Below are 13752 nucleotides of genomic sequence, written 5' to 3'. Positions count from 1 at the left end.
TTCCATAACCCCATAGAGTAAAAAGGAACTAAAGATTAAAATTTGGTTCTTAAAAGAAGATTAACTCTGTTTCATTTAGCCTGCGAGTCATTGATGTCCGCCAAAAAACTACACTTTTTTATCGCTTGCCTCTTCACCTTTACATTGAGCTATAGTGCTGCAACGAGCGCTACACAGGATCGTCAACGTTTACCCGAAATAGGCACCACCGGCGCCGCTTTCATGAGTATTGAACGCGAACAGGTTGTTGGTGATTTTTATATGCGCCAGGTTCGCTCTCAGGCTCCGATAATTTACGATCCGGTATTAGATAGCTATTTAAACAGTATGGGTCAGCGTTTGGTCAGAAATACCGGCGGTGTGCGTTACCCCTTCAACTTCTTTTGGATAAACAATAAAGAAATAAATGCCTTTGCCTTTATGGGCGGCTATGTTGGTGTGCATACCGGCTTGCTCAATGAAGCCAGAACTGAATCTGAACTGGCGGCAGTACTGGGACACGAAGTTGCACACATTACTCAACGTCATATTGTCCGGCGAATGCAGGAACAACAGCGCAGTATGCCCATGACAATTGCCGGTATTATTGGCTCTATTCTCATCGGTATGGCAAACCCGGAAGCGGGTATGGCCGGACTGTATACCACTATGGGTATGGCCGGACAGTCGCAGATTAACTATACCCGTATGTACGAGCAGGAAGCCGATCGTATTGGCCTTTCTGTGTTACTGGCGGCGGGTTTTGATCCCAGAGGTGCCCCTGATTTCTTTGGTCGGCTGGCAGAAAAATACCGATACGTGAGTAAGCCACCCGAAATGCTTATGACGCACCCTTTGCCGGAGTCTCGTATAGCTGATACAAGAGCTCGCGCTGAAAACATGAGGCCAGTTGATGTACCACCAAGCCTTGATTTTGCTTTAGCAAAGGCCCGGGTTCAAGCGCGTTATAGTAGTGACAGTACAAAAAGCGATTTCGAATCGATGCGCTCAAGCCCTAACGCCATTAATCAGCAAGCGGGACAATATGCTCTGGCAATACAAGCATTGGATAGCAACCGTATCGACTTAGCCCATGAATTAATGCAACCATTACTGGAGCGTTCCCCGAACAATGCGTTTTATATCGACGTTCAAACCGATATTTTGCTTGCACAAGAGAACTACGAAACCGTTTTAAATTGGTTGCGCGGTAAGTATATTCAACAGCCGACAGAGCCGGTCATTACACTGAACTTTGCAAATGCTGCACTCAGAGCCAGAGATACCGCACTTGCTGAAAAATTATTACGTGACTTTTTGCTGCAAAATCCCGACCATACGTTGGCACTTGACCTTCTGATACAAGCTTATGAGCGCAGCGGGAAACCGGCTGCTTTGTACGAGACCCGTGCTGAGGCGCTTGCGCTGCGAGGAAATTTTAAGCTTGCAATTGATCAGTTGCATACCGCGCATAATCACACTGATAACGACCTGACCCACAAGCGTCTGAATGCCCGTATCGATCAGATCCGAAACATGGAACAACAAATTCAGTCATTAATGTGACTGAACAGCGTTTTCCAGTGATTCTAAGTCCTGCTCACCCATCAAGGGTCCTTTGACGCTACCATCCGGCTTGATAACGTAAGTCGCGGGTAGCACCTGAGGCCGTTCGAAAGGAAACGCCGGTGCCGGATCCATCATGGCCAGTTGAAATTCAATACCGTGACGCTGCTTCAGTTCGGCAAGCTCGTTATTTGACATTGGGTCAAAGCTGACCCCAATTAACTCAACGTTTTCCGGCTTATGCGCGTTAAACTCATTGAGCTCCGGAAGTTCCCGCAGACACGGAGCACACCACTGCGCGAAGTAATTTACGACAACGGTTTTACCTTCAAGTTGCGCCCAGCGAAACTCATTATTGGCATCAGTAACCACGTCAGGCTTTGGTGAGCAAGCCGTTATCAATACAGCTGCAGCCGCGCAGACCAGTGTTCTCAATTTCATTCCTTACCTCAATTACGTTACTATTAGCATATATTCACCTAATACTCAGATACTACAAGGTACGATACCTATGAGCCAAGTAACAATTTATCATAACCCGCGTTGCTCAAAATCAAGACAAACTCTGGAACTACTGAACCAAAACAACGTAGAACCAGAAATTGTGGAATACCTTAAAACACCGCCTAACGCGGCCGAACTCAAAGACATTCTGGAAAAGCTGAGTCTTTCCGCTGACCAGCTTATGCGTAAAAAAGAAGATATTTATAAAGAGCTAGGCCTGGCGGGTATTAACAATGAAGATGAATTGGTTACAGCTATGGTGAATAATCCCAAGTTGATTGAACGTCCCATTGTCATTCGGGGCCATAAGGCCGCCATTGGTCGCCCACCTGAAGCCGTGTTGGATATTTTATGATGACCCGCGTCGTTATTCTTTATTACAGTCGTAACGGAGCAACACAACTGCTTGCCGATGCCATAGCAGAAGGCGTAACGGCGGCCGGCGGCGAAGCCGTTTTGCGTAGTACCGGGCACGGCAGCAATGCTGTTAGTGACAGAGATCTTGAGATTGAAAATGCGGATCTGGAAAGTTGTGATGCCCTCATTCTCGGCAGCCCAACTCGATTTGGGCATATGGCTTCAAGCCTGCAGAAGTTTTGGGAAGGGACGTCGCGCGAATGGTTACAGGCAATCCTGACCGACAAACCCGGCGCCGTATTTACTTCGTCCAGTTCACTACATGGTGGCCAGGAATCCACATTGCTGACGTTAGCACTGCCTTTAATCCACCACGGTATGATGCTGGTGGGTATTCCATATTCAGAGCCCGCGCTGCATCAAACGGAATCGGGTGGCTCACCTTATGGTGCGAGTCACCATGAACACAGCAAAAAATTAACTGAGCATGAGCGTCAATGCGCTATCGCATTAGGCAAACGAGTTACGCAAACGGCTGCTAAGCTTTCTTCATAGGATTTATCAATGCCAACATCCCCACGTTTTTACCGCTGGTTAACACAAATTTGCTACTGGCCTTTGCTTATTTTAATTGCGCTCTGGCATGGCATGCCAACCGATGCACCCGGCACACTACCCGTTTATATTGCGCTAATTTTGTGGCTCTTGCCTCTGCTGTTTCCTTTGCATGGACTGGTTAAAGGCAAACCTTACACCCATGCCTGGACCAACTTTATTTTGATGTTTTATTTCCTGCACGGTTTAACGGTGGTTTATACGCACCCCGATGAACGAATGTGGTCAATACTGGAACTGATATTTACCACTGGCGCTTTTATTGGTGCAACCGGCTATGCGCGTTATCAGGGACGAGCCCAGGGGTTGGGACTGAAAAAACTAAAAGACTACGACTAAATTTCAAGAACTTGCTTAACAAACGGAATTGTTAAGCGACGTTGGTAAGTAATAGAGGCTTCATCCAGTTCGTTTAAGGCTTTCATTAAATCACGCATTGAGCGGCCTAAACGTTGTGTCATGAAAGCCGCTACATCGCCCGGAAGCTCAAGCCCACGCCACTGTGCCCGCAGAATTAACGCGTTAGCTTTCTCGTCATCGTTCAACGGCTGAAGCTGAAAGCCGGTAGCCCACTGAAAACGGGACTGCAGGTCCGGTAAGATAACGTCGGTCTGCGCCGCCGACTGCTTAGCCGTCATAATCAACCGCGTTGACTCGTTATCGGTCACTCTATTAATGAGTGAAAATAATTCAAAGCTCCAGCTCTGCTCTAGTGTCACGCTATCAATATCATCCAGACAGATGAGATCAGCTTGTTCAATACCCTGCAGTACGGCCGTTGCATCGGCCTGAGCCAATTCCTGCAAAGGCAAATAAGCAATACGCTGCTCCGGTTTTACCGATGCAATGACGCTATGCATTAAATGGCTTTTCCCCACCCCGGTTGCACCGGATAACCAGGTCAATTGTTGGCTTCTTTTTAACGGCGGCTGCGATTGCGGTAATCCTTCCAGCCAACTCAATAACGTTGCGTTGTCGCCGGTCAGAAACGTCGAGAATATTTCGTCATCCGGCAACTGTACGGCCAAAGGCAACTGCTGTGGCAACATCAGCGGTTCTCGTTCCAGCGATAAACAGGTATTTCAGCTTCTCTGGCAGCAACGAATGGCCCAACTTCTTTTGACGCTAGTCGTCCATCCAAATTAATCGCCTGCAATATTTGATCGACAGGACCGTTAACCACAATTTCAAATTCGCTCAAAGCCTGTGAGTAGGTCAGTAAACGGACGTCCCGTACAGACACGATACTTTTCAAAAAACGTTCCAGTTCTAAAACCCGGCTTAAGCTGGCTAATTCCTCCACTTTTACCGTCATGGTATTGCGAACGTTTTCATCACCTGCGGTAAGACTGTATTTCTGCGACAATTTTGTCATTAGCTGCTCAACCAGCGGCTCGGCCAGCCAGTCAGGACTGGCTGCCGTCACTTCGCCGGAAAACCTATCGTCCCCCACTTCCACAAACCAATTTAAACGCCAGGGCTCTTCAGTTTCCTCCTGACGAATAATACGTCCAACCAACAAACCATCGGTACCATAGCGTTCAGTCGACGTTCTTACCGGATCGAGAAACCGCCCCCAGACATCCGTTGCGCTGATAGTGAAGTTGTCGGTTAAGTCCATTAAAGGCAACTGAACGGGAATACTGTTTTGGCGCGCAAAGAACTTTAATTGCTGAGTAAAAACAGACTCACTGTTACTATCAATAATAGTGCGTTGCCCATTACTGCCTTCTTTTGCTATCCATAACATCAGTTGAGGTCGGCGACTGCCCCAGTAGGGTAACTGATGCTCAGCCAGTAACGCGCGTAATTTAGTGCCGTCAAAAGTCGCCGTCAACGTGCGCTGCCCCTGGTTTTGACTATAGCCGTACTGAACCAGATAATTATTTAAATCGCGCTTAGCCCGTTTAATCGCCTCATACTGCGTTGCTTCAACCTGGCCGGTTAACTTAGTAATAACCCGGTCAAAAGCTTTGCCAATTGCCTGTTGCCGATCAGACGAGCTCTGCGACGCAACTTCAACTTCTGCTGCATACAAATTATCAATCAACCGCGCCTCAGCGTCGGTTGTCGAAAAAACAGCTAACAGCAACAATAAACCTGCAGCAATATAATGAATTTGGGACTTTGCCATGCCATTATCCAAATAAGACTTTGAGAGCATATTAAACAGCCAGATAGCGAACAGCAAGTAACAACTTGTGGATAAGCTTGTGGGAATCTCCACTAGGAAAATAAAGCCACTAACGGTAATATTGCGACAAACGGGTGAAGAGTGACAAAGGCATGCTAAAACAACAACTTCGAGGTATCAGTTCTTTACTGGGCAGCATCAGTTTAATTGGTGTCTGTGTCGGCATGACCAGTACTCTATTGAGTCTGCGCGCCACCATTGAAGGTTTTGGTACTCTGGTTACCGGTTTTATCATGTCAGCCTATTTTATCGGCTACTTATTTGGTTCTACCCGCGCACCTAAAGATATTCGTCGGGTTGGCTATATTCGTTCATTTGGTGGCCTGGCAGCGTTAGCTGCTTTTAGTATTTTAATGCAAGCCATTTGGGTTGACCCCATTATCTGGTTTGTCATGCGCTTTATTACCGGGTTTGCCATTTCCGGCATTTTTGTCATTGTAGAAAGTTGGCTGAACACAATGGCAGACAACCGCAGTCGCGGTACTTTGCTGTCCGTTTATCTGGTTATTATTTATACTGGCCTTATTGTCGGGCAGCTTATTCTGGGTGTTGCCGACCCGGCGGGTTTTATTGCCTTCGCTATTATTGCTTTACTAATAAATCTGGCTCTGATTCCTATTTTGATCAGTGTGACAGCTGAACCAACAACCCATGAAAACCGAAAGGTCCCCATTTCGTTATTATTTAAGACCGTACCTCTGGGCGTCGTCAATGCCTTTATCATGCAGGCCTGCTACGCCATGTTTTACGGCATCGGTCCAATGTATGCGTCTTACATAGGCCTTAGCGTCGTTCAAATTACCTTTTTCATGGCAGCATTCATTGCCGGCGGCTTAATTTCTCAAGCGCCTTTCGGATTATTATCGGATCGAATCGACCGCCGTTTTGTTATTGCTATTTGTGCTGCAGGTGGAACACTAACAGCTGCTGTCCTGTCTCAACTGGGGGCATCAAACGCTATTCTCATTTATCTGATTGTTGGCTTGTTAGGCGCCTTTATTTTGCCTCTGTATTCACTGGGCATGGCGCACACGAACGATTTTCTGGAACGAGACCAAATGGTGGGGGCAACCGGCGCCATTATTAAAATTGGCGGCGCTGGCTCAATTATAGGAGCCCCCGCTGTTGCGGCATTAATGCAGTTTGGTGCTATTAACTACTTTTTCTTGTTACTGGCAGCACTGACAGCCATGGTGGGTTTTTACTCGCTGTACCGCATTACACGCCGCGCAAAAGCCGAAGACCAGTTACACAGCAACTTTGCCATACTGGCACCGTCACAAACTTCTGATGAGCTATTAACGTCTATGGCGGAGGAAGCTCCGGAAACGGAAGAAGAAGAGGACGACGACGAAATGGAGTCCAACGCCGTCCTTCGTTAACTGCTTATTTATTCTGACAGCAGGTCATTGACCCAACTGGTGGCCTGCTCAAAAATCTCGTCTAAATGCTGCTCGCTGACAAAACTTTCAGCGTAAATTTTGTAAATAGGCTCGGTGCCTGAAGGTCGTGCCGCAAACCAGCCATTACCGGTCGTCACTTTAATGCCACCAAACTGTGCCCCATTTCCAGCCGCTTTGGTTGAGATATCAGACACAGTATCGCCTGCCAGCTCAGGCAGTTTGACTTTGTACGCGCGAATGTCTTTAAAGCGTGCGTTTTTATCGGCACTTGAAGCGGTATCAACCCGACGATAATAAGACGTACCGTGCTGCTGGCATAACTCATCATAATATTGGCCCGGATTCTTACCGGTTTTCGCCAGTACCTCAGCGGCCAACAAAGCCATCACAATACCGTCTTTATCGGTGGTCCAGGTATTTCCTTTGCGGTCCAGCAAGGTTGCACCGGCACTTTCTTCACCGGCAAAGGCTATGCTTTGTTCAGCAAGCCCTTTGGCAAACCACTTAAAGCCAACCGGCACTTCCATGAGTGGACGCTCGTTTGAACTGACTACGCGGTCAATCATGGCGCTGGATACCAGGGTCTTACCTATCGCAATACTCTTGTCCCAGTCACGATGTTTACATAAGTAATCTATCGCTACCGAGAGGTAATGATTCGGGTTCAGCAAACCGTGGGTCGGTGTCACTATGCCGTGGCGGTCGTAGTCCGGGTCATTACCAAACGCTAAATGGTAGTTGTCTTTTAACGCCAGTAAACTGGCCATAGCAAAAGGCGATGAGCAGTCCATTCTAATTTTGCCGTCTTTATCCAGCGGCATAAATGAAAAGGCCGGATCAACCACTGCATTACGAACCTCAATAGACAAATTGTAATGCTCAGCAATTTGCTGCCAGTATTTAACGCCGGAACCCCCCATAGCATCGACCGCTAATGTTAGTTTCGCATCGCGAATAGCCGACATATCAATACAGTCTTCCAGTTGAGCGATGTAATGCTTGCGCCAGTCAACAAAGGTCAGTTTTGAATGCTGTAATACATCTTCACTTTCACAGGTGTTTACCCCGACTAACCCGGATGACAGTAACGCATTAGCATACTTCTCAATAATTCGCGTAACATCGGAATCGGCCGGTCCGCCATGCGGTGGGTTATATTTAAAGCCACCGTCTTCGGGCGGGTTATGCGACGGCGTAATCACCACACCGTCGGCTTTCGCTTTATGGTCGCGGTTCCATTCAATAACCGCACGGCTTAATACCGGCGTCGGGGTATAATCGTGCTCGGTCTGAACCTGAACTTCTATACCGTTACCAATGAACACATCTAAAGCACTGATGTAGGCAGACTCTGACAGCGCGTGGGTATCTTTAGCAACCATAATAGGTCCGCTAATGTCCTGCTCTTCGCGATACGCGCAAATAGCCTGCGCAATAGCCAGAATATGCGCTTCATTAAATGAACGCTTAAATGAACTGCCCCGGTGACCCGACGTACCAAAACTGACTTTTTCTGCCTTTTTGCGTGGGTCCGGCTCATAAACATAATAAGCACTGGTCAGTTGCGCAATGTTTGTCAAGTCACCGGCCTGTGCCAGCTGACCTGCCCGTTCATGATTCGCCATTATAAAAAGTCCCTAATTTTTTCTGCATCGACTGAATCATAGCCAAGTTTCTCGGCTACCTGAGTCAGCATCGATTTTTTCTTTGTCGTATTGGTGTTGGTAATCACCCAAAATGGGGAGTCCGGTATTTGTTTTGGATTTGTGCTGTTACCGGAAGTCAGTAACGCCTCTTCTGATCGCGCGAAATACTGACGATCGCGTCCGCGGATATCCAGCACTTGCGAAAACTCGCTTGAATGGCAACGATACAACATACTTAAAATATAAAGAAAGCGTGCAACCACACTTTTTTGAATGCGCACATCCTGCTCGTTTAAGCGGTTAAAAACCGATTCGGTTTGTGTACTTTTGCTGTCGACTTCAGGCTCGTTATTATTTACATCAAGCAGGCGACGCAGAATATCCGACGCGCTCTCGCCTATTTTTCTGGTATGGCTTGCAATGTATGCGTATAAATCATCGTCAATGTCAATCCGCTTCATTATTGACTTTCTACCCCTGAATATTGAAAGGTTGTGCTTTGTCACTTGCAACGCCCCGACAAAGCCTTGAAAATATGCCTCAAAGTTTATCACTAAAGGCGCTTCGATGGCAGACTCTTCATTGTTGAATCACGAAACATTAGGTACCGATAATCATCCGGCTATCATCATTATTCATGGCCTTTTCGGCGACAAAGACAACTTAAAAAGTATCGCCAGAGAACTTTCAGATGACTACTTTTGTATTTTGCCGGACACTCGCAACCACGGCGATTCTTTCCACAGTGAAACTATGACTTACTCGGCCATGGCCGACGACATCATTGAGCTGGCCGATGCGTTAGAGGTTGAACAGTTTTCTGTATTAGGTCATTCCATGGGGGGCAAAATTGCCATGGAAATGTGCATGAAAGCACCTGAACGCGTTACTGCTGCCATAGTTGCTGATATATCCCCCGCAGCTTACAACGGCACTCACGACAGCATTTTGGATGCGCTGTCAGAACTGGATTTAAGCCAGGTAAAAAGCCGCGGCGATGCCGACGAACAACTAGCGGATAAAATTTCAGAAAAAGGCGTGCGTCAGTTTTTACTGAAAAACCTTAAAAAGACCGACAATGGCTACCAATGGCGACTTAACCTTAACGCATTAAAGCAAAACTATGAGCAAATTTCAGCAGCTGCCAGTACCGGCCACTATGAAGGCCCGGTACTTTTCATTAAAGGCGGCAACTCAAACTACCTGACTGAAAAACACCAAAAAGAGGTCAGTTCCCGTTTCAGTAACACGTCAGTTAAAATTATCGAAGACGCGGGTCATTGGTTACACGCTGAAAAGCCCCGAATATTCAACCGTCTTGTCCTTGAGTTTCTGACTCAGTAATCTCGCCAGCCGCAGCGCTTTATGGTAATCTAAGTGCCGTAAAAAAATAGCCAATATCAGGCGTTACACATCAGCGGGGTTAAGCGGTATGTTAGCTGAGTATTATGAAGAAATTGAAGTTCTGGCCACCAATTTTACGCTGGGCATACTATTTTTACTAATAGGCTTAGCCATTCGTGATGTGTTAAAACGCTCGGCAGTACCGAAATTCGGACAAATCATTGTTTGGGCGGTATTGTTCCTGGGTTGTTTTGGTTTTATTGCAAAAGGTATTATTCAGGTGCTCTGGGAATCCGGAATTTAACCTAATTGATAATTTACGCCGCTGAATGACAATTCATTCAGTATTGTTTGTTCGTATAACCAGGTGGAAATTGATTTATGGCAACTGTTGGAATTTTCTTTGGAAGCGATACCGGTAACACCGAAGCCGTCGCTCAGATGATTCAGAAGGAGCTGGGTAAAAAGCTTGTTGACGTTAAAGACGTCGCTAAATCCAGTAAAGAAGATATTGCCAGTTATGACCTACTATTGTTCGGAATTCCGACGTGGTACTACGGCGAAGCTCAGTGCGACTGGGACGATTTTTTCCCCGAACTGGAAGAAATTGATTTTACTGACAAACTCATTGCAATTTTTGGGTGTGGTGACCAGGAAGATTATGCCGAATACTTCCTTGATGCAATGGGTATGGTTCGCGATATTGTCGAAGCGCGAGGTGGCATTATTGTCGGTCACTGGCCAACCGAGAGTTATAATTTTGAAGCCTCAAAAGGCATGACAGACGAAAATCATTTTGTGGGGCTGGGTATTGACGAAGACCGTCAGCCCGAACTGACCAAAGAGCGCGTGAGTAAATGGTGCCAGCAAGTCTATGAAGAAATGTGTTTAGCAGAACTGGCAAATAACAGCTAATACAGGGTATGCTGTTATACATGTTTAATTGAGATGCGAATTATTATGGCGAGTAACGACGAACAGCTAAAGAAAGCAGGACTCAAAGTCACGTCCCCACGAATGAAAATTCTGGAGATCTTAAAACATCCAGATAATCAACACATCAGTGCCGAGGACGTTTACAAAATTCTGCTGGAACAAAAAGATGAAATTGGCCTGGCTACTGTATATCGAGTACTGAACCAGTTTGATGACGCTGGCATTATTACTCGCCACCACTTTGAAGGTGGCCGTTCGGTGTTTGAGTTAAGTGCTAAGGATCACCATGATCATTTAGTGTGTTTAACCTGTGGTCACGTGTTTGAGTTTGAAGACGACGTTATTGAAAAACGTCAGGAAAAAATTGCTGTGTCCAATAAAATCAAACTGACCAACCACAGCCTTTATCTTTACGGTGAATGTCAGCGCGGCGAAAGCTGCGAATATAAAACCGCTGCTGAGGCAGAATAATGGCGCTACGCTGGCTCATTTATGGGGCTTATGGTTATTCGGGCAAGCTTATTGCTCATCAGGCAAAAAAGCGCGGTTACCAACCCATTTTAGCCGGTCGGAATGAAGACTCCCTTGAGCCAGCTGCTCATCACTTAGGCTTTCAGTATAAAGCCTTTTCATTAGACAGTATCGATGAGGTCAAACAGCAATTAGAAGACGTTGACTTAGTCGTTAACTGCGCCGGACCATTCAGTCAAACCGCAGTTCCGCTTATCAACGCCTGCATTGATACCCAAACCCACTACTTAGACATTACCGGCGAGATTGACGTTTTCGAATACGCGCACTCTATGGACAAAGCGGCTCGTGAAGCTGGCGTTGTTATTTGTCCGGGTGTCGGCTTCGACGTTATTCCAACCGATTGTATTGCGGCGCGACTAAATGCCCAAATGCCTGAAGCAACTCATCTGGCTCTGGGTTTTGATTCAGGATCACGTATGAGCCGGGGCACGGCTAAAACCAGTATCGAAAGTTTAGCCCGTGGTGGTGCCGCACGAATTCAGGGGCAAATTACCGATGTTCCGCACGCCTGGCATTCTCGCTGGATAGACTTCGGTAACGGTGAAAAATGTGCCATGACCATTCCCTGGGGTGATGTTTCCACGGCTTACTACACCACTGAAATACCCAACATTGAAGTCTACATACCCGCCAGCCCGCGCTTAGTGAAAAAGATGCGTCGCATGAACTGGTTCCGCTGGGTATTTAACTGGAAATGGGTACAACGCAAGCTAAAACAAAAACTAGAGTCACAGCCCGCAGGCCCGGAAGAAAAAGAACGCAAAGACAACCCGACTTATGTTTGGGGTGAAGTTACAGACGCCAAAGGTAATAAAAAGAGTATGCGGGTTAAAGTGAAAAATGGTTATTCACTGACCGCTGAGGGTGCGGTAGAACTGGCGGTGCATACCTTAAAGCAAAAACAATCAGGGGGCTTTTACACCCCCTCACGTTTATACGGCGCTAAACTACTGGATCAGTTTACGATTCAGTAGTTTGTTGCTGTTCTATTTTCGCCCAGCTGTCACGCAAGCCAACCGTCTGGTTGAAAATAAGACGCCCTTCTTTCTCGGCATCAGTGTCTAAGCAATAATAGCCCAGGCGTTCAAACTGGAAGTTTTCGCTGAGTTTCGCACTAGCTAAGTTTGCTTCCACAAAGCCTTTCTTAATAACCAGAGACTCAGGGTTCAGGGTGGAGAATAAGTCTTCCTCGGCCGCCGGATTCGGCACCTGGAATAAACGATCATAAACACGGAACTCGGCTTCTTTAGCCGTTTCAACAGACACCCAGTGGATCACGCCTTTTACCTTGCGACCGTCAGCCGGGTCTTTACCTAACGTATCCGCGTCGTAGTGGCAATAGATGGTCTGAATTTCACCATTATCGTCGGTTTCTACCCGGTCGGCACGAATAACATAAGCGTTACGTAAACGTACTTCTTTATCCAGTACCAGCCGCTTGAACTTCTTATTGGCTGATTCGCGGAAATCCTCACGTTCTATCCAAATTTCGCGGCTGAAAGTGACCTGCCGAGAGCCCATTTCCGGGTCGTTCGGGTGGTTAGGCGCATCCAGCAATTCCTGCTCGCCTTCCGGGTAGTTCTCAATCACAACTTTTACCGGATCCATCACCGCCATAGCACGTGGTGCATTGGCATTTAAGTCATCACGGATGCAGGCTTCCAGCATGCTCATTTCTACCTGATTATCCATTTTGGTCACGCCAATACGACGACAAAACTCACGAATGGATTCAGGTGTATAACCACGGCGACGTAAACCAGCAACACTGGCAATACGAGGGTCATCCCAGCCCGTGACTTTATTTTCTTCCACCAGCGTATTAATAATACGCTTGCTCATTACCGTGTATTGCAGGTTCAGGCGTGAAAATTCTATCTGCTGTGGGTGGCAGTCAATGCTGATGTTATCCAGTACCCACTCGTACAAACGACGGTTGTCCTGAAACTCCAGCGTACACAGTGAATGCGTAATACCTTCCAATGCATCGGAAATACAGTGGGTAAAGTCGTACATGGGGTAAACGCACCATTTATCACCGGTCTGGTGGTGATGCACAAAGCGTACACGGTAAATTACCGGATCACGCATGCACATAAACGGCGAGCTCATATCAATTTTTGCGCGTAATGCCGCGGTGCCTTCTTCGTGTTTACCCGCTGTCATATCAGCGAAGTGCTTTAAGTTCTCTTCCACAGAAGTGTCACGGTACGGGCTGTTTACGCCCGGCTCTTTCAGGGTACCGCGCATTTCACGCATTTTATCCTGAGGGCTGAAATCAACGTAGGCCAGGCCTTTCTCGATCAGTTCGACCGCAAAGGCATGCAACTGATCAAAGTAGTTGGATGAGTAACGTGGCTCACCTTCCCAGTGATAGCCCAGCCACTCCACATCTTTTTTAATGGAGTTTACGTAATCCACTTTTTCTTTCAGCGGGTTCGTATCATCAAAACGCAGGTTACAGGTGCCTTTGTAGTCTTCGGCAATACCAAAGTTCAGCACTATCGACTTAGCATGGCCAATATGCAGGTAACCATTCGGCTCCGGGGGAAAACGGGTGTGTACAGTGGAATGCTTGCCACTGGCCAAATCTTTATCAATAATTTGACGAATAAAATTACTGGGACGTGAATCAGTATCAGCCATGGACTTTTTGTCTCCGCTACAAAATCAA

At 46.9% G+C, this 13752-nt stretch carries 16 protein-coding genes; 10 read left to right on the top strand and 6 right to left on the bottom strand.

Features of this window, described 5'->3' with window-relative positions; genetic code table 11:
• Positions 1-93 precede the first annotated feature (93 nt).
• The gene (gene bepA / locus L8G48_RS01975; RefSeq protein WP_505465438.1) at positions 94-1545 is read left to right on the top strand and encodes a beta-barrel assembly-enhancing protease; all 1452 of its coding nucleotides are present in this window, start codon (positions 94-96) and stop codon (positions 1543-1545) included.
• Here bepA and L8G48_RS01970 read toward each other — a convergent pair.
• Positions 1537-1986, bottom strand: a complete 450-nt coding sequence (locus tag L8G48_RS01970) for a TlpA disulfide reductase family protein (protein WP_248262935.1) — start codon at positions 1984-1986, stop codon at positions 1537-1539. The two genes, bepA and L8G48_RS01970, sit on opposite strands and share 9 nt — an antisense overlap.
• 70 nt (positions 1987-2056) lie before the next feature.
• Between L8G48_RS01970 and arsC the strand changes: the two genes are divergently transcribed.
• The 3 genes from arsC to L8G48_RS01955 are packed head-to-tail and all read left to right on the top strand — an operon-like array spanning position 2057 to position 3360.
• Positions 2057-2404: an arsenate reductase (glutaredoxin) gene (arsC, locus tag L8G48_RS01965; RefSeq protein ID WP_248262934.1), complete on the top strand. Its 348-nt coding sequence runs from the start codon at positions 2057-2059 to the stop codon at positions 2402-2404.
• On the top strand, positions 2404-2961 hold the full coding sequence (wrbA, locus tag L8G48_RS01960) for an NAD(P)H:quinone oxidoreductase (RefSeq protein ID WP_248263325.1): 558 nt from the start codon (positions 2404-2406) through the stop codon (positions 2959-2961). Before arsC ends, wrbA begins: the two co-directional genes overlap by 1 nt.
• A gap of 9 nt (positions 2962-2970) precedes the next feature.
• Positions 2971-3360, top strand: coding sequence for a DUF2069 domain-containing protein (locus tag L8G48_RS01955; protein ID WP_248262933.1), 390 nt, complete (start codon positions 2971-2973; stop codon positions 3358-3360).
• Here the strand turns inward: L8G48_RS01955 and hda are convergent.
• The gene (hda, locus tag L8G48_RS01950) at positions 3357-4070 is read right to left on the bottom strand and encodes a DnaA regulatory inactivator Hda (RefSeq protein WP_248262932.1); all 714 of its coding nucleotides are present in this window, start codon (positions 4068-4070) and stop codon (positions 3357-3359) included. The two genes, L8G48_RS01955 and hda, sit on opposite strands and share 4 nt — an antisense overlap.
• Positions 4070-5155: a DUF2066 domain-containing protein gene (locus L8G48_RS01945; protein WP_248262931.1), complete on the bottom strand. Its 1086-nt coding sequence runs from the start codon at positions 5153-5155 to the stop codon at positions 4070-4072. The genes hda and L8G48_RS01945 overlap by 1 nt, the downstream gene beginning before the upstream one ends.
• Before the next feature lie 152 nt (positions 5156-5307).
• Between L8G48_RS01945 and L8G48_RS01940 the strand changes: the two genes are divergently transcribed.
• Positions 5308-6597: an MFS transporter gene (locus tag L8G48_RS01940; RefSeq protein ID WP_248262930.1), complete on the top strand. Its 1290-nt coding sequence runs from the start codon at positions 5308-5310 to the stop codon at positions 6595-6597.
• Between the two features lie 8 nt (positions 6598-6605).
• Here the strand turns inward: L8G48_RS01940 and pgm are convergent, their stop codons facing one another.
• Together pgm and L8G48_RS01930 are read right to left on the bottom strand one after the other, a co-directional pair.
• A complete protein-coding gene (pgm, locus tag L8G48_RS01935) occupies positions 6606-8243 on the bottom strand; it encodes a phosphoglucomutase (alpha-D-glucose-1,6-bisphosphate-dependent) (protein WP_248262929.1) in 1638 nt (545 codons plus the stop codon).
• Entirely contained in the window at positions 8243-8725 is a 483-nt protein-coding gene (locus L8G48_RS01930) for a replication initiation regulator SeqA (RefSeq protein WP_248262928.1), read from the bottom strand. Before L8G48_RS01930 ends, pgm begins: the two co-directional genes overlap by 1 nt.
• Positions 8726-8831: 106 nt before the next feature.
• Here L8G48_RS01930 and L8G48_RS01925 point away from each other — a divergent pair, with 106 nt between their 5' ends.
• From L8G48_RS01925 to L8G48_RS01905, 5 genes are all read left to right on the top strand, one after another.
• A complete protein-coding gene (locus L8G48_RS01925; RefSeq protein WP_248262927.1) occupies positions 8832-9608 on the top strand; it encodes an alpha/beta fold hydrolase in 777 nt (258 codons plus the stop codon).
• 88 nt (positions 9609-9696) lie between these two features.
• Positions 9697-9912: a DUF2788 domain-containing protein gene (locus L8G48_RS01920; RefSeq protein WP_248262926.1), complete on the top strand. Its 216-nt coding sequence runs from the start codon at positions 9697-9699 to the stop codon at positions 9910-9912.
• 77 nt (positions 9913-9989) lie between these two features.
• Positions 9990-10523: a flavodoxin FldA gene (gene fldA / locus L8G48_RS01915; protein WP_248262925.1), complete on the top strand. Its 534-nt coding sequence runs from the start codon at positions 9990-9992 to the stop codon at positions 10521-10523.
• Positions 10524-10568: 45 nt separating this feature from the next.
• Positions 10569-11015: a ferric iron uptake transcriptional regulator gene (gene fur / locus L8G48_RS01910; RefSeq protein ID WP_248262924.1), complete on the top strand. Its 447-nt coding sequence runs from the start codon at positions 10569-10571 to the stop codon at positions 11013-11015.
• Positions 11015-12052, top strand: coding sequence for a saccharopine dehydrogenase family protein (locus tag L8G48_RS01905; protein WP_248262923.1), 1038 nt, complete (start codon positions 11015-11017; stop codon positions 12050-12052). Before fur ends, L8G48_RS01905 begins: the two co-directional genes overlap by 1 nt.
• On the opposite strand, the gene glnS is transcribed toward L8G48_RS01905, so the two are convergent.
• Positions 12039-13724, bottom strand: a complete 1686-nt coding sequence (gene glnS / locus L8G48_RS01900; RefSeq protein WP_248262922.1) for a glutamine--tRNA ligase — start codon at positions 13722-13724, stop codon at positions 12039-12041. The two genes, L8G48_RS01905 and glnS, sit on opposite strands and share 14 nt — an antisense overlap.
• Between the last annotated feature and the right edge of the window lie 28 nt (positions 13725-13752).

It is taken from the genome of Idiomarina aminovorans (assembly GCF_023155095.1).
Taxonomy (GTDB): domain Bacteria; phylum Pseudomonadota; class Gammaproteobacteria; order Enterobacterales; family Alteromonadaceae; genus Idiomarina; species Idiomarina aminovorans.
The sequence above is the reverse complement of the archived record's forward strand: the minus strand, read 5'-3'. Positions and strand labels throughout refer to the sequence as shown.

What these genes read in the sequence shown, in the direction of transcription:
- L8G48_RS01955 (WP_248262933.1), top strand. Translation starts at nt 2,971, where the DNA reads ATGCCAACATCCCCACGTTTTTACCGCTGGTTAACACAAATTTGCTAC.
- L8G48_RS01905 (WP_248262923.1), top strand. Translation starts at nt 11,015, where the DNA reads ATGGCGCTACGCTGGCTCATTTATGGGGCTTATGGTTATTCGGGCAAG.
- L8G48_RS01970 (WP_248262935.1), bottom strand. Translation starts at nt 1,986, where the DNA reads ATGAAATTGAGAACACTGGTCTGCGCGGCTGCAGCTGTATTGATAACG.
- bepA (WP_505465438.1), top strand. Translation starts at nt 94, where the DNA reads ATGTCCGCCAAAAAACTACACTTTTTTATCGCTTGCCTCTTCACCTTT.
- L8G48_RS01930 (WP_248262928.1), bottom strand. Translation starts at nt 8,725, where the DNA reads ATGAAGCGGATTGACATTGACGATGATTTATACGCATACATTGCAAGC.
- L8G48_RS01925 (WP_248262927.1), top strand. Translation starts at nt 8,832, where the DNA reads ATGGCAGACTCTTCATTGTTGAATCACGAAACATTAGGTACCGATAAT.
- pgm (WP_248262929.1), bottom strand. Translation starts at nt 8,243, where the DNA reads ATGGCGAATCATGAACGGGCAGGTCAGCTGGCACAGGCCGGTGACTTG.
- fur (WP_248262924.1), top strand. Translation starts at nt 10,569, where the DNA reads ATGGCGAGTAACGACGAACAGCTAAAGAAAGCAGGACTCAAAGTCACG.
- L8G48_RS01920 (WP_248262926.1), top strand. Translation starts at nt 9,697, where the DNA reads ATGTTAGCTGAGTATTATGAAGAAATTGAAGTTCTGGCCACCAATTTT.
- L8G48_RS01945 (WP_248262931.1), bottom strand. Translation starts at nt 5,155, where the DNA reads ATGGCAAAGTCCCAAATTCATTATATTGCTGCAGGTTTATTGTTGCTG.
- arsC (WP_248262934.1), top strand. Translation starts at nt 2,057, where the DNA reads ATGAGCCAAGTAACAATTTATCATAACCCGCGTTGCTCAAAATCAAGA.
- fldA (WP_248262925.1), top strand. Translation starts at nt 9,990, where the DNA reads ATGGCAACTGTTGGAATTTTCTTTGGAAGCGATACCGGTAACACCGAA.
- hda (WP_248262932.1), bottom strand. Translation starts at nt 4,070, where the DNA reads ATGTTGCCACAGCAGTTGCCTTTGGCCGTACAGTTGCCGGATGACGAA.
- glnS (WP_248262922.1), bottom strand. Translation starts at nt 13,724, where the DNA reads ATGGCTGATACTGATTCACGTCCCAGTAATTTTATTCGTCAAATTATT.
- L8G48_RS01940 (WP_248262930.1), top strand. Translation starts at nt 5,308, where the DNA reads ATGCTAAAACAACAACTTCGAGGTATCAGTTCTTTACTGGGCAGCATC.
- wrbA (WP_248263325.1), top strand. Translation starts at nt 2,404, where the DNA reads ATGACCCGCGTCGTTATTCTTTATTACAGTCGTAACGGAGCAACACAA.